This window comes from Actinomycetospora aurantiaca (assembly GCF_037401875.1).
GTDB classification, from domain to species: Bacteria; Actinomycetota; Actinomycetes; order Mycobacteriales; family Pseudonocardiaceae; genus Actinomycetospora; species Actinomycetospora aurantiaca.
The window spans coordinates 136369-150726 of sequence record NZ_JBBEGN010000002.1 but is presented as its reverse complement, the minus strand read 5'-3'; the positions used below and the strand labels follow the sequence as shown (position 1 = coordinate 150726).

Genomic DNA, 14358 nt, shown 5'->3' with positions numbered 1-14358 from the left:
CGTCAGCTGTGCGCGAGCGCCACCGGCATGCTCTTCCAGCCCCGCAGGATGATGGTGGGCCGGCGGGTCGGCGTGCCCGTCGCGTGCAGCCCGGGGAAGCGGGTGAACAGCTCCCGGAGGGCCACCTCGCCCTCCATCCGGGCGAGCGCGGCCCCCAGGCAGTAGTGGATCCCGCTGGAGAAGGCGACGTGCTCGCGGGCGTTGGCGCGTGCCACGTCGAAGCGGTCCGGGTCGGTGAAGACGGCCGGATCGCGGTTGGCCGCCCCGAGGACCGTCACCACGATCTCCCCCGCGCGCACCGGCACGCCCTCCACCTCGGTGTCACGTCGGGCGAGCCGGGCCGTGCGCTGCACCGGCGAGTCGTGGCGCAGGACCTCGTCGACCGCGTTCGGCCACAGGTCCGGCTGCCCGGCCAGCACCGCCTGCTGGTCGGGGTGGGCGAACAACCGCTGCGCCCCGTTGGAGATGAGGTTGACCGTGGTCTCGAAGCCGGCGGCGAGGATGAGCATCGACGTGGCGACGAGTTCCTGCTCGCTCAGACCCGAGCCGTCGTCGTCGGAGACGCTCACGAGCCGGGACAGCAGGTCGTCGCCGGGGTGGCTCCGCAGGCTGCGCAGGTGGCCGCGCAGCCACCCGTCGAAGGCGGCCAGCGAGCGCTCGGACTCCGCGTAGAGCGACCAGGGCAGGCCGAAGTCGAGGCTCGCCGCGGCGCCGTCGCCCCAGGTCAGCAGCTGCGCCCGCATGTCCGGCGGGACGCCGAGCATCTCCGCGATCACCGTGACGGGCACCTGCGCGGCGAAGCGCGGGACCAGGTCGACCGGGCCGCGGCGCAGGTCCGGCTCGAGCTCGTCGAGCAGGTCGGCGACGATCTCCTCGGTCCGCGTGCGCAGCGCGGCCACCGCCTTCGCGGTGAACGCCCGGCTGACCAGGCGGCGGTAGCGCGCGTGGTCCGGCGGGTCGACCGCCAGCATCGAGGGGGCGTCGTCCACGCTCGCGTAGCGCCGCGGGCCGATCAGGCGCATCCCGGCGCGCACTGGCGCCGGGAAGACCGTCTCCCGCTCGGCGACCCCGAAGTCGTCGCTGCGCAGCACGGCGGTGCACAGGTCGTGGTGGGCCGTGACGTGCCCCATCGGCCCCCGCGCGAAGGGGCGGTGCTCCCGGAGCTCGCGGTAGTGCTCCCACGGCTCGGCCTGCACGGCGGGATCGCGCAGCAGTCGGGCGTCGGCGTTGCCCGCCCGCTCCCGGGACGCGATCGCGGTCCGCAGCAGTCCGTGCGTGAGCCCCCAGCGCACCGCCAGCGCAGGGGTGGAGGGCACGCCGGAGCGGGCACCGTCGACCAGGAACGCGGCCATGCCGATCACCTCTCGCCAACCCGTCGTCAGGAACATACCCGAAGTATGTGACCGACCGCGACTATGCTCCCGGACGTGGCAGAGGTCAAGACACGGCGCGGGGAGTACACCGAGGCGACCCGGCGCGCCCTGCTCGACGCCGCCGCCCGGCTGTTCACCGAGCGCGGCTTCGCCAAGACCTCCCTCGACGACGTCGCGGCGGACGCCCGGGTGACCAAGGGCGCGATCTACCACCACTTCTCCAGCAAGACCGGTCTGTTCGAGGTGCTCTTCGACGAGCTGGAGCTGACCGAGAACACGGCGGCGCGGACGGCGTTCGAGGCCGAGTCCGACCCCGTGCTCGGCGCCCTCGCCGCGCTCGACCAGTTCCTGCTGGCCTGCTGCGAGCCCGTGTACGGGGCGATCGTGTTCCGCGAGGCGCCCGTGGCCCTGGGCTGGGACGGCTGGCGGCGCTGCGAGGAGAAGTACTCCTACGCGCTGCTCGACGACCTGATCGCGGGGATGGTCGACGGCGGGATGATCGCGGCCTCGATGCGCACCGAGGCCACGGTCAGCGTCGCCTTCGGCATGCTGGGTGCCGCCGGGCAGCTCCTCGCGCGCACCCCACCCGAGGACCGGGAGCGGGTGCGCGGCGAGTGCCGCGTGCCGTTCGTGGCCCTGCTGACCGGGATGAGTACCTCCACGCATTCGTGACGCCGGGTCGCGCGGCACCGTTCCGGGGCATGACCTCCACACCCGCCCGCCCCGTCACCGCCGCCTACGCCGCCCAGGCCGCGCTCTCGTTCGCCGCGGCGCTGCTCGCGCTCGGCATCGGCCTCGTCTACCTGCCCGTCGACGGCTGGACCCGCGGCTTCCTGGCCGTGGGCCTGCTCTGGTGCGTGACCTCGGCGTTCACCCTCGCCAAGGTGATCCGCGACCGCCAGGACGAGGGCACGATCGTCAGCCGGGTCGACCAGGCCCGCCTGGACAAGCTGCTCGCGGAGCACGACCCGTTCTCGTCGGGTACGGGATGAGCACCTGCCGGTGCCAGCAAAGCGTCACTGCTGGCACCCAGTGACAGGAAATCGAGCTCCGTCAGCGCGGCGGGTGCGGCGACGGCCGCCCGGCTGCACGCCGGCACCAGCCCCCGCGGGTCGTCGACATCCGCCGCCGCGAGGACGGCAGCAGCTCGCCGTGCAGCACGTAGCCGCCGTCCTCCCACGCCCAGTGCAGGAACCGTTCCTCCCACGGGCGGTCCAGCAGGTGACGGCGCTCGGACAGTTCCTGCTGCTCCGCCCAGAACCGCGTCAGGGCGTCCCAAGTGAGCTTCACGTCCTCGATGGTGCGTTCGCCCCGGCGTCGTGACCAGCGAATACTTCACGGCCGGGGCTTAAGCTGCACTTCATGCTCGACGCGCGGCGCCTCCTCACGTTGCGGGCCGTCGTCCGCGCCGGCTCCATGACCGCGGCCGCGGTGGAGCTCGGCTACACGCCGTCCGCGGTCTCGCAGCAGGTCGCGGCGCTCGAGCGGGACACGGGGACACCCCTGCTGGTCCGCCACGCGCGCGGGGTGCAGCCCACCGAGGCCGGGGCGCTGCTCGTCGAGCACGCCGACGTCGTCGCGAACCGCCTCTCGCGGGCCGCCGAGGAGGTGGCCGACCTCACCGCCCTGCGCGCCGGCCGCCTGCGGCTCGCGTCGTTCGCCAGCGCCGGGGCCCGGCTGCTGCCCTCGGCGATCGGGGCGTTCCGCCGCCGCCACCCGACGATCCGGCTGTCCCTGGAGCTGCGCGAGCCCGACGAGTGCCCGGACCTGCTGCGCGACGGCGACCTCGACCTCGCCATCACCTTCGGCTACGTGCCCGGTCCCGGCCTGGACGCCGACGGCCTCACGGCGACCTTCCTGACCGACGACATCGTCAACGTGGCGCTCCCGGCCGGCCACCCCGCGCTGGAGGGCACCTCCGTCCCGAGCGACGAGATCGACGTCTCGACGCTGCGCGACGCGGCCTGGATCCGCGACGCCGGGAGCCTGTGCCGCGAGCAGCTCGTCGACATGTGCACGACGGCGGGCTTCACCCCCGACATCGCGTTCGACTCGGACGACTTCCCGATGGTGTCGGGACTGGTCGAGTCCGGGGTCGGCGTGGCGCTGGTGCCCGACCTGGCGGTGCACCAGATGGGTCGTGCGGTCGTCCTGCGGCGGCTGCGTCCGCGGGTGGTGCGGCGCATCGAGGCGCTCACCCTGCCGGATCCCTCGCCCGCCACCGCCGCGATGATCGACGTGCTCCGGTCCCGCCGGGAGGCGTGAGTCGGCCGGTCACGCGGTCCCGCGTGCGCGGAGGGCCGCGACCAGCTCCTTGCGCGAGCGCACCCCGAGCTTGCGGTAGACCCGCGTCAGGTGGGCCTCGACCGTCTTGCGCGAGACGAAGAGCGCGGCGGCGGTCTCGACGTTGTTGCGTCCCTCGCTCACGAACCGCGCGACCTGGAACTCCTGGGGTGTCAGACCGTCGCCCCCCGTCGCCGGGTCGGGGGCGGTCCGGTGCCCGGTCGCGGCCAGCTCGACGCGGGCCCGCTCCGCCCAGGGCCGCGCCCCGAGGGCGGTGAAGCGGGTGTGGGCCTCCAGCAGCAGCGGGCGGGCGGGGACCGCGCGTCGCCACCGCCGTCGGGTCGCGGCGTGCGCCAGGAGGGTCCGTGCGTGCTCGAAGGGCCGGTCGAGCGGGTCCAGGCGGGTGTAGGCGAGAGCGAACGCCGCCTCCGCCTCGTCGGGGTGCTCGGCGAGCTGACCGCGGGCTGCCGCCCCGACCGCGACCGCGAGCCCGGCGTCGGACCGGGAGTCGATCCAGTCCAGCGCCTCGGCCGCGCCGTCGCGGTCCCCGACGTGGACGTGCGCCTCGACGAGGTCGGCGACGAAGGGGACGACGACGGGGTTGGCCATGCCGTGGTCGTCGCAGAGGGTCCGCGCGGTGTCCAGGTGGGCGACCGCGGTCTCGGCCTCGCCGCGGGCCAGGGCGTCGGCGCCGAGCGCCGCCGCGGCGTACACCGTGATGCTGTCGAAGCCCTGCGGCCCGGCGGCGGCGAGAGCCCCGTCGACCCGGCGGCGGCACGACGCCGAGTCGCCCCGCGCGGCGTCGATCCGTGCCAGGACCAGGGCCGCGAGGGCACGGCTCGCGACCTGGTCGAACTCCTCGGCCCAGGCAGCTCCCTCGCTCGCGTCCGCACAGGCCTCCGCCCACTGCCCCGCCGCGCTCTCCGTCTCCGCCCGCACCAGCAGCGCGAAGGCGAGCAGGACCGGCGCCCCGGCCGTGCGTGCGGTGTCGACCACCTGGTCCACCAGCTCCCGGGCCCGCCGCGGGCGCTCGGCGAAGTGCAGCGCCAGGGCGTGCGTCGCCACGGCGTGTCCGTCGCGGCGCGGGTCGGCGGGCGGCAGGACCCAGGTCGCCTCGTCGAGTGCGCTCCGAGCGGCCGCGAGGCGACCTGCCAGCGCCTCGGCGTACCCGACCAGCGTCGACACCCCCGGCGGCACCGCGCCGGTGGCGCCGCTGGCCACGTCCCGGACCTCGTGGGCGAGGGCCACCATGCGCCTGACGTCGCCGGTCAGGGCGCACGGCAGCGCCGCCTCGGCCCGCAGGGCGACCGCCCGGCCGGGGTCGTGGGCCATCACGGCGTCCGACGCGCGGACCGCGCCCGCGACGGCCGCGCGCGGGCGGCCCAGCCACATCAGGCACCGGGTGCGGACCAGCTCCAGGTCCGCCGCCAGCTCCGGCGGGGGCGTCAGGCGCAGTCCCTCCTCGCACCGGGCCCGGGCGAGGTCGTTGCGCCCGCCGAGCTGGGCGTCGACCGCGGCCTGGAGCAGCCGCCGCGTGCGGACCGTCGTGTCGGAGGTCAGGCCGGCCGCCCGCGTCCACGCGTGCGCCGCGTCCAGCGGGGCGGCCCGGTCGCGGGCCCGGCGCGCGGCCTCGGCCAGCCGGTCGGCCAGGGCGTCGTCGACCCCCGTCGTCGCGCCGGCGGTGTACCAGACCGCCAGGTGCTCGTCGGTGTGCGCGGCCAGCCGTTCCAGGATGGCGGCGCGTCGGTCGAGCGCCGTGCGCGCGAGGATCGCCGTCCGCAGCAGGCCGTGCCGCAGGACGATCTCGTCCTTCCCGACGACGACGAGCCGGCGCGCGACCGCGGGTGCGAGGTCCGTGATCGCGAGCCCGAGGTCGGCGAGGACGGGCTCCAGCGCGGCGCGCCCGGTGTCGCGGCCGAGCGCGAGGACCGCCAGCGACTCGGCGGTCCCGGCCGGGACGGCGTCGAGTGCGGCGTCCCAGGTCCGGTGCAGGCCCGGCGACGGGGAGCCGGCCGTGCCTGCGAGCTCGCGGGCCGTCTCGACGAGGGCGAGCGGGTTGCCCTGGGCCCGGTCGACCAGGTCCTCGACGGCGCCCTCGTGAGCGTGCGGTGCGACGGAGCGTGCGAGCCCGCGGGCCTCGTCCCGCGGCAGCGGCCCGAGGTCGAGGGTGGGGAGCCCGGCCGTGTCCGGGTCGTCCGGGACCTCGTCGCGGCCGGTCAGGAGCAGGGCGAGCCGCTCCGGGGCCAGCCGGTGCGCCACGAACAGGAGCAGGCGGCGGGACGCCGCATCGGCCCAGGGGAAGTCGTCGACCAGGACGAGCAGCGGTGACCGCTCCGCTGCGGCGGCGAGGGCACCGAGCGCCGCCGTGCACACCGTGAGCGGCGAGCCCGCGGACCCGGGCCGCAGGGACAGGCTCACCTCGAGCGCCTCCCGCTGGACGGCCGGGAGGGCACCGAAACTGGGGCGCAGGGGGAGGAGGAGATCCGCCGCGACCGCGAACGGCAGGGCGCTCTCCCCCGGCGCCGCCCGGGCGCGGACCACCCGTCGCCCCGAGACGGCGGCGACGTGCTCGACGAGGGTCGTCTTCCCGCTCCCCGGCTCCCCGCGCACGAGCCGGACCACGCCGCCCTCGCGCGCCGCGTGGACGTCCCGGGTGAGGAGCGCGATCTCCCGACGACGTGCCAACGGGTCGTCCACCTCGGTCGGCCGTCGCACCCGAGCCCCTCTCGCCTCGTCACGAGAAGCCTGGCCGCGTGGCGCACGTGGGTGAATCCGCCTCTCGGGTACCGGCGGCGAAAGGTTCTCGAAAGTGGCTCCGAATCCCGGAAGAACTCCCTACTACCGCCGTGCGCATCACTACTGCGAAGACTGATTCGATGACGCTGGGCGCACGGGGAGCACCGAGCGCGATCGATTGGACACGGCGGGCAGCATTCCTCGAATTCGACGGTGATCGAGAGGAGAAGCACCCCGTGGTCGTCCCTGATACCCGCCTCAGGAGCGCTTCGGAATCGTCGCCGTCCGGGCCGGCCACGGAGAGGGACGGCCCATCGACGGACGAATCCACCACACGGGGGGTCCTGCCATGACCACGACCGACACCAAGGCGCCGACCGGAGCCAGCGACCCCGACGAGGGCGGCGGGCCTCCGCCGCGTCCTCCGTACCGGTACCGCGCCTTCACCGGGCTGGTGCACCACGGTGGGCAGGTCGTGCCCGACGCGGACTTCCAGGCGGCCGGGGGCCGGGTCGACGTCACTCCGGTCTCAGCGGCGCTGCCGGGCGATGACGCACCCGCGACCACCGATTTCGTCTACCTCTTCCCCGGGGCCGAACGCCTCCCGGAGGACAACCCGGTCGCGGTGGTCACGGCACTACGCGCCCTGGGGTCGGCGATGATCGAGGACTCCGACACGAATACCGAGGACTCGGACATCCCGGCCATCTACACGTACTTCGGCCAGTTCATCGACCACGACCTGACGCTGAACACCAACACCAACTTCCCTGGAATCGACATCACGGAGCCCGTTCCCGCCGCACCCGACTTCGTGACCGGAACGCTAGAGAACCTGAGGGAGCCGGCACTGAACCTCGATTCGGTGTACGGGATCGGTCCGACCGACCCCGTCGTGCCCTACATCGGTGGCCTCCGCCTGGACCTCGGCCCGTGCGTCGACGCCGGGGCAGGACGGCCGCTCGACAAGATCCCGGGTGTACCGTGCGGACCGGGCTCGGCTGTCGGCGAGCCAGACAGGCGGGATCTCCCCCGCGTGAACAAGAAGGCTCGCATCGGCGATCCGCGCAATGACGAGAACCTCATCGTCGCGCAGCTCCACGTCGCCTTCCTGCTGGCCCACAACGCGATCGTCGACCGACTCCAAGACGCCGGCCAGCCGCAGAACACGCTGCTCAGCGAGGCGCAACGCATCCTCCGGTGGACCTATCAGTGGCTCGTGCGGAACGACTTCCTCGTGAAACTCGTGGACACCGAGAGCATCTCCGCCGTTTCCGACCCGAAATTCTTCACGCAAGACCGACTCTGCATGCCCCTGGAGTTCGCCACCGCCGCCTTCCGCTTTGGGCACTCGATGGTGCGTGGAAGCTACGACTGGAACCGCAATTTCGGGCGGGCAGACGGGGACCCCAACGACGAGACCCGTTCGCCGTTCGATCTCCTGTTCGCCTTCACGGGCGGCGGCAAGCTCGGTCTCGACGTCACCGGTTTCGACGCCGACCAGTTGCCCGACAACTGGCCCGCTGAGTGGGATCGGCTCGTCGGTGGTGACGGGGCACCCAAGGACCAGATGGCACGCCGGATCGACACGAACCTGGCGCTGCCCCTGGACTCGATGAGCAACGAGGGCAACGACCAGCCCGACGCGATCAAGGACATGCTCAAGCGGCTCGCCGTCCGCAACCTCCTGCGTGGCTACAAGCTCGCCATGCCGACGGGGCAGGCTGTGGCAGCGGCGTACGAGGTCGAGGTGCTGACACCGGACGAGATCCTCGCCGGACCCCCGGCTCCGGGTCGGTTGGTGCGACACGCGCTGCTCGACGGAGACTTCCTCGAATCGACCCCCCTCTGGTTCTACATCCTCCGGGAGGCCGAAGTCCGTCGGGGAGGCAACGGACTCGGGCCGGTCGGGGGGCGCATCGTCGCGGAGACCCTCATCGGCGAGCTGAAGAAGGATCCGGCGTCCTACCTCTCCGTAGACGAGGACTGGAGCCCGGCCCAGGAGCCGATCTTCTCCGGAGCGAACCCCTTCCAGATCACGGAGATCGCCGATCTGCTTCGCCTCGCGGGCGTGCTGGCTCCTCGCTGATGAAGCGTGTGGTGGTGTGCTGCGACGGCACCTGGAACGTGGCGGACCCGGCGGGCGGATCCCCCACTAACGTCGTGAAGTTCGCGCTCAACGTCGCGGAGAAGAGCGCGGACGGGGTCGAGCAGGTCGTCTCCTACGACCCGGGTGTGGGCACGGGTGTCGGTGAGCGGATTCCTGGTGGGGTGTTCGGCTTCGGTCTCTCCCGCAACGTGCGGGAGGCCTACCGGTTCCTGGCGGAGAACGTCGACGAGGACGATCACATCTACCTCATCGGCTTCAGCCGAGGCGCATTCACGGTGCGCAGCGTCGCGGGGTTGGTCGAGAACTGTGGACTGCTCCGTCGAGCACACGTCGACCGGGTGGACGAGGCCTACCGCATCTACCGGAGCAGGAAACCCGACGAACTGCCGGGCGGTATCGCGGCCGACCTCTTCCGACGGACCTACGGGCGGAAGGTGACGATCCGCTTCCTGGGTGTCTTCGACACCGTCGGCGCGCTCGGCATCCCGTTCTCGGGCCCTGGGCTCGGCAAGGTGTTGAACGGTCGCTGGGCCTTCCACCACACCGACCTCGGGCCCTCCGTCGAACACGCCTGCCACGCTCTGGCGATCGACGAACGCCGTGTGGCGTACAAGCCGTCGCTGTGGACCGGCGCCACCGATCAGCGCGTCGAGCAGGTCTGGTTCCGAGGTGTGCACTCGGAGGTCGGCGGCGGGGCGTCCGACGCCGCCCTCTCCGACATCGCCCTGCTCTGGCTCGCCGAGCGAGCGCGCTCGAACGGGCTCGCCTTCGTCGACGACGCCTTCCAGGAGACGGGACCCGACACCGAACGAGCCCGACGTCGTGGCACGACGGTGCGGCCCGATCCCGGGCGTGAGCCGTCGACGCAGGGCTTCATTTGGCGTCTCGCGGGTGGCCTGGCCGACCGCGGCTTCAAGCGCGAGGGGGACCCGCCCGTCGGCGGGCGCGACGAGTCGGTGGCCTCGACCGTCGTGGGCACTCCACCGCACGCGAACTTCGGGGAGGCCGTGCAGCAGGGCCGCGTCAGCGAGGTACCGCTTCGATGGCCGTCGGCCGATCCCGCGACGCCCGAGGTGGTGGTGCCGGCGTAGGACCCCGCCGCACGGGCCCGCTGTGGGCGGTCCGTGCGGCGGCTCCGCCGCGGCGCCGACCGTCCCCGGGTCGCGTCCGCCCGCAGGACGGCGACCGAGTAGGCCTTCGGTCGTCGATCCGCCGTGACGAGCGTCAGACCCTCATGCAGGCCCGGGCCGCCCTGGTTGGTCAGGACTGGTCGGATTCGGCGAACGCCTCGAGGATGCGGTCGGCCGCCAGAGCCGGGGTGAGCTCGCCGTCGAGGACCTCGCGCTCGAGCTCGGACCGCATCTCCTTGACCCGCGGATGGTCCTTGAGGCGCGCGAGGATGCGTTCCCGGACCATCTGCCAGGTCCAGTCGACCTGCTGGCGGGCGCGCTTGGCCGCGAACTCGTCGCGCTCGGACAGGAACTCCTGGTGCGCGACCAGCGCCGACCAGACGTCGTCGAGACCCGTCCGTGCCTGCGCCGAGCAGGTGAGCACCGGCACCGTCCACGGGTCCCGCTCGCCGCGCAGCATCTTCAGCGCCGACTCCAGCTCGCGGGCGGCGCGCTTCGCGTCACGCGCGTGCGGGCCGTCGGCCTTGTTGACCGCGATGACGTCGGCGATCTCGAGGATGCCGCGCTTGATCCCCTGCAACGAGTCGCCGGTCCGCGCGAGCGTGAGGAAGAGGAACGAGTCGACCATCTCGGCCACCGCGGTCTCGGACTGGCCGACGCCGACCGTCTCGACGATGACGACGTCGTAGCCCGCCGCCTCCATCACCACCATCGTCTCGCGGGTGGCCTTCGCGACCCCGCCGAGCGTGCCGGCGGTCGGGGACGGCCGGATGAAGGCGTGGTCGTCGGTGGCGAGCGCGTCCATGCGGGTCTTGTCGCCGAGGATCGACCCCCCGGAGCGGGTCGAGCTGGGGTCGACGGCGAGCACGGCCACCCTGTTGCCGGCGGCGGTCAGCTGCGAGCCCAGCACGCCGATGAAGGTCGACTTCCCGACGCCGGGTACGCCCGAGATCCCGATCCGCCTCGCCCCACCCGCCTGCGGCAGGAGTTCGACGAGCAGCTCCTGCGCCGCGTCGCGATGGTCCGCGCGCGTGGACTCGACGAGCGTGATCGCCCGGCCGATCCACAGGCGCGAGCCCGAGCGGACGCCCTCGACGTACTTCTCCAGGTCGATGTCGGTCACGCCGCCTCACCGGGGTCCGCCATCGACATGGTCGGGCATTCTACGGTGACCCCGCGCGCGGCCGGTGGTGATCGTCGGGCACGACACCTCTCGCGGCCGAGACTGTCGGACCCCTCCCCTACCGTCGGGCCCGAGAGATCGAGAGGGGGCCTCACATGGTGGAACGTGTGACGGTCGAGGGGCTCGACGCCGGGGACGTGGCCGAGGTACTCGGCCCGGTGGTGTCGGAGCGGGGGCGGCGGTACGCGCGGGACGGCGCCGTGCTGTACGCGGAGTGGCATCCCGGCACGCTGCAGCTGCGGGGCGTGGTCCGGGGCGGCGAGGGGCAGGTCTACTCGACGATCGTGCGCTTCGACGGCGACGGCCGGGGCGGCGTCCGGCTGGTGGACGGCGAGTGCTCGTGTCCGGTCGGGACGATGTGCAAGCACGTCGCCGCGATGGCCTTCCACGCGGTGCCGGACACGGCGGCCGCGCCGAGCACGCCCTCCTGGGAGCTGGCGCTCGACGCCCTGCTCGGCGCCGAGCCGGCCCCGACGCGGGCGGCGACGGGCACGCTCGCGATCGAGGTGACGCCGGACGGCGCGGGCGGACTCATGGCCCGCCTGATGTGCCGCGGGTCGCGGGGCTGGGTCTACGGCGGGCTGCAGTGGAACCGGATGCTGCGGGGAGCGGCCGAGGTCGAGCACGCCCCGGAGCAGCTGGCCGTCGTCCGCGAGCTCTACCTCCTGCACCACGCGGCACAGGCCGGAACCGGGTTCTCGCCGTACCGCTACTACGGCTACGGCGCCGACGAGAAGGTCATCGACCTCGCGGAGATCGCGAGCCCGCGCCTGTGGACCCTGTTGGACGCGGCGGCCGAGGCCGGGGTGGCGATCCTGCCGTCCCGCCACAAGCTCGGCCCCGTCACGCGCCGCGCGACCGCGTCCCTGCAGCTCGACGTCACCGCCGGTCCCGACGCCGGGTCCCTCGCGATCCGGCCCGTCCTGCGCTTCGACGGCGAGCCGGACGCCGACGCGCGGCCGGTCGCGTTCCTCGGCGGCGACACCGCGCACGGCGTCGTCACCGTCTCGGCGGCCGAGAACCTGGCGCCGGCCTCGTGCCGGCTGAGCCTGGCCCGGCTGGAGCCGACCGTGAGCCGGTCCGTCTGGCAGGCGGCGCTCGACGGGGCCGACATCGCCGTCCCGGCCGATGCGGTCGACCGGTTCCGGTCGCGCTTCGCGTCACGTCTCGCGGAGGTCCGGGGCGTCACGTCGTCGGACGGTGCGTTCACCCCGCCGCGGATCGGCCCGCCCGTGCTCGTGCTGCACGCGACCTTCGGCGCCGAACACGCCCTGGCGCTGCGCTGGGAGTGGGCGTACGACGTCGGCGGCACCGATGTCCGGGCCCCCCTCGACCGGCCCGCCCCCGGCGAGGAGTTCCGCGACGTGCCCGCCGAGCAGGCCACGCTCGACCGGCTGGCCGACCTCCCGGTCGACTGGCGGCGCTTCCGGGTCCGCCCGGTCGACGGCCCGGGGCCGCACCGGCTCATCAAGCTCGGCACGGCCGCGTTCGTCACCGAGGTGCTGCCCGTCCTCGAGGACGCCCCCGACGTCCGGGTCGAGCGGAGCGGGGAGCCGGCCCGCTACCGCGAGGTCGGCGACGAGCTGACGATCGGCGTGTCGACCACGGAGTCGGAGGCGGGGACCGGTCCGGACGCCGGCCGCGACTGGTTCGACCTCGGGATCACCCTCAGCGCCGAGGGCCGGGAGATCCCGTTCGCCGACGTGTTCACGGCGCTCGTGAAGGGCCGGTCCCACCTCCTGCTCCCCGACGGCGCGTACTTCTCCCTCGAGAAGCCGGAGCTGGTCGCCCTGCGTCGCCTCATCGAGGAGGCGTGGGCGATGCAGGAGCGTCCCGGCGGGCCGCTGCGGGTGAGCCGCTACCAGGCGGGGTGGTGGGAGGAACTCGCCGGGCTCGGCGTCGTCGCCCGCGAGGCCGAGGCGTGGCGGGAGCAGGTCGGCGGGCTCCTCGCCGCCGGCGCCCTCGACCCCGCGCCGGTCCCGACGTCCCTGCGGGCGGACCTGCGGCCCTACCAGCGCGCCGGCTTCGAGTGGCTGGCGTTCCTGTGGCGGCACCGGCTCGGCGGCGTGCTCGCCGACGACATGGGGCTCGGCAAGACCGTGCAGGCCCTCGCCCTGATCGCGCACGCCCGCGAGACCGAGCCCGGCGCCGGACCGGTGCTGATCGTCGCGCCGACCAGCGTGGTGCCGAACTGGACCGCGGAGGCCGCCCGGTTCACGCCTGCGCTGCGGGTGGTCGCCCTGACCGACACGCTGCGCCGGCGCGGGCAGGACCTCGCGACCGTCGTGGCGGGCGCCGATGTCGTGGTCACCTCGTACACGCTGTTCCGACTCGACGTCCAGGCACACGAGGCGATCGGCTGGTCGGCGGTGCTGTTCGACGAGGCGCAGTTCCTCAAGAACCGGCGGTCGAAGGTGTACGCCTGCGCGCGGCGGGTGCCGGCGCCGGTCAAGCTCGCGATCACCGGCACGCCGATGGAGAACGACCTGATGGAGCTCTGGTCGCTCCTCTCGGTCACCGCGGCCGGGCTCTTCCCGAACTCCGAACAGTTCCGGGAGACGTTCGCGAAGCCGATCGAGAGAGGAGACGCGGAACTGCTCGCCCGCCTGCGCCGGAGGATCCGCCCGCTGATGCTGCGCCGGACGAAGGAACAGGTCGCCCCAGACCTGCCGCCGAAGCAGGAGCAGGTGCTCCCGGTCGAGCTCGCCCCGGCCCACCAGCGTCTCTACCAGCGCGTGCTCCAGCGCGAGCGGGCCCGCATCCTGCAGCTGCTCGACGACGTCGACGACAACCGGATCGCCATCCTCGCCTCGATCACGAAGCTGCGGCAGCTGAGCCTGCACCCTGCCCTCATCGGCGAGGACGGGGCGGGCGGCTCGGCGAAGATCGACCTGCTCGTCGAACAGCTGGGCGACGTGATCGGAGGCGGTCATCGCGCCCTGGTGTTCAGCCAGTTCACCGGGTTCCTCGCCCACGTGCGGGAGGCGCTCGAGGCGGCCGGCATCGCCTACGCCTACCTCGACGGGACCACCCGCGACCGCGCCGCAGCGATCGCCGGGTTCAAGGACGGCGACGCGCCGGTGTTCCTGATCAGCCTCAAGGCCGGCGGGTTCGGGCTCAACCTCACCGAGGCCGACTACTGCTTCCTGCTCGACCCGTGGTGGAACCCCGCCACCGAGGCCCAGGCCATCGACCGGACGCACCGGATCGGTCAGGACCGCGCGGTGATGGTCTACCGGCTCATCGCGCAGGACACGGTCGAGGAGAAGGTCCGGGCGCTCGCGCAGCGGAAGGCGGAACTCACCGCCGGGGTGATGGACGACGGGGCGGCCTTCGCCGCCACGCTGGACGCCGAGGACATCCGCGCGCTCATCTCGTGACCCTCGGCGAGGTGCTCGCCGACCGGCGTGGGCACGGCGAGCTCGTGCCCGAGTGATCACTCACGCAGGCCCGGGCGCCTCCGGACCTGCGTCACGTGACACTCGCGGCGGGACGCGCGGACCCTGGTCCCGCGAGTGCCACGTGAGGCAGGCCGACGGCCCG

At 73.6% G+C, this 14358-nt stretch carries 10 protein-coding genes; 6 read left to right on the top strand and 4 right to left on the bottom strand.

The window, feature by feature from the left end; translation table 11 throughout:
* Positions 1-2: 2 nt before the first annotated feature.
* On the bottom strand, positions 3-1388 hold the full coding sequence (locus WCD74_RS05265) for a cytochrome P450 (protein WP_337693786.1): 1386 nt from the start codon (positions 1386-1388) through the stop codon (positions 3-5).
* Positions 1389-1427: 39 nt separating this feature from the next.
* On the opposite strand from WCD74_RS05265, the gene WCD74_RS05260 reads away from it, so the two are divergent.
* Positions 1428-2045 carry a TetR/AcrR family transcriptional regulator gene (locus WCD74_RS05260; protein ID WP_337693785.1) on the top strand — a complete coding sequence of 206 codons (618 nt, stop codon included), beginning with the start codon at positions 1428-1430 and terminating at the stop codon, positions 2043-2045.
* Between the two features lie 29 nt (positions 2046-2074).
* Positions 2075-2365 carry a YiaA/YiaB family inner membrane protein gene (locus WCD74_RS05255; RefSeq protein ID WP_337693784.1) on the top strand — a complete coding sequence of 97 codons (291 nt, stop codon included), beginning with the start codon at positions 2075-2077 and terminating at the stop codon, positions 2363-2365.
* Positions 2366-2426: 61 nt separating this feature from the next.
* On the opposite strand, the gene WCD74_RS05250 is transcribed toward WCD74_RS05255, so the two are convergent.
* On the bottom strand, positions 2427-2663 hold the full coding sequence (locus WCD74_RS05250; RefSeq protein WP_337693783.1) for a hypothetical protein: 237 nt from the start codon (positions 2661-2663) through the stop codon (positions 2427-2429).
* A gap of 72 nt (positions 2664-2735) precedes the next feature.
* Between WCD74_RS05250 and WCD74_RS05245 the strand changes: the two genes are divergently transcribed.
* Positions 2736-3638: a LysR family transcriptional regulator gene (locus WCD74_RS05245; protein WP_337693782.1), complete on the top strand. Its 903-nt coding sequence runs from the start codon at positions 2736-2738 to the stop codon at positions 3636-3638.
* A 9-nt stretch (positions 3639-3647) separates the two neighbouring features.
* Here WCD74_RS05245 and WCD74_RS05240 read toward each other — a convergent pair whose 3' ends face one another.
* On the bottom strand, positions 3648-6371 hold the full coding sequence (locus WCD74_RS05240) for a helix-turn-helix transcriptional regulator (protein ID WP_337693781.1): 2724 nt from the start codon (positions 6369-6371) through the stop codon (positions 3648-3650).
* A 370-nt stretch (positions 6372-6741) separates the two neighbouring features.
* On the opposite strand from WCD74_RS05240, the gene WCD74_RS05235 reads away from it, so the two are divergent.
* Both WCD74_RS05235 and WCD74_RS05230 read left to right on the top strand, forming a co-directional pair.
* Complete coding sequence (locus WCD74_RS05235; RefSeq protein ID WP_337693780.1) at positions 6742-8481, top strand: peroxidase family protein; 1740 nt, start codon at positions 6742-6744, stop codon at positions 8479-8481.
* Positions 8481-9593 carry a T6SS phospholipase effector Tle1-like catalytic domain-containing protein gene (locus tag WCD74_RS05230; RefSeq protein ID WP_337693779.1) on the top strand — a complete coding sequence of 371 codons (1113 nt, stop codon included), beginning with the start codon at positions 8481-8483 and terminating at the stop codon, positions 9591-9593. Before WCD74_RS05235 ends, WCD74_RS05230 begins: the two co-directional genes overlap by 1 nt.
* Before the next feature lie 169 nt (positions 9594-9762).
* Here WCD74_RS05230 and meaB read toward each other — a convergent pair whose 3' ends face one another.
* On the bottom strand, positions 9763-10755 hold the full coding sequence (gene meaB, locus WCD74_RS05225) for a methylmalonyl Co-A mutase-associated GTPase MeaB (RefSeq protein ID WP_373696034.1): 993 nt from the start codon (positions 10753-10755) through the stop codon (positions 9763-9765).
* A gap of 167 nt (positions 10756-10922) precedes the next feature.
* On the opposite strand from meaB, the gene WCD74_RS05220 reads away from it, so the two are divergent.
* On the top strand, positions 10923-14195 hold the full coding sequence (locus WCD74_RS05220) for a DEAD/DEAH box helicase (RefSeq protein WP_337693778.1): 3273 nt from the start codon (positions 10923-10925) through the stop codon (positions 14193-14195).
* Positions 14196-14358: the final 163 nt, after the last annotated feature.

What these genes read in the sequence shown, in the direction of transcription:
- WCD74_RS05235 (WP_337693780.1), top strand. Translation starts at nt 6,742, where the DNA reads ATGACCACGACCGACACCAAGGCGCCGACCGGAGCCAGCGACCCCGAC.
- WCD74_RS05255 (WP_337693784.1), top strand. Translation starts at nt 2,075, where the DNA reads ATGACCTCCACACCCGCCCGCCCCGTCACCGCCGCCTACGCCGCCCAG.
- WCD74_RS05230 (WP_337693779.1), top strand. Translation starts at nt 8,481, where the DNA reads ATGAAGCGTGTGGTGGTGTGCTGCGACGGCACCTGGAACGTGGCGGAC.
- WCD74_RS05245 (WP_337693782.1), top strand. Translation starts at nt 2,736, where the DNA reads ATGCTCGACGCGCGGCGCCTCCTCACGTTGCGGGCCGTCGTCCGCGCC.
- WCD74_RS05265 (WP_337693786.1), bottom strand. Translation starts at nt 1,388, where the DNA reads ATGTTCCTGACGACGGGTTGGCGAGAGGTGATCGGCATGGCCGCGTTC.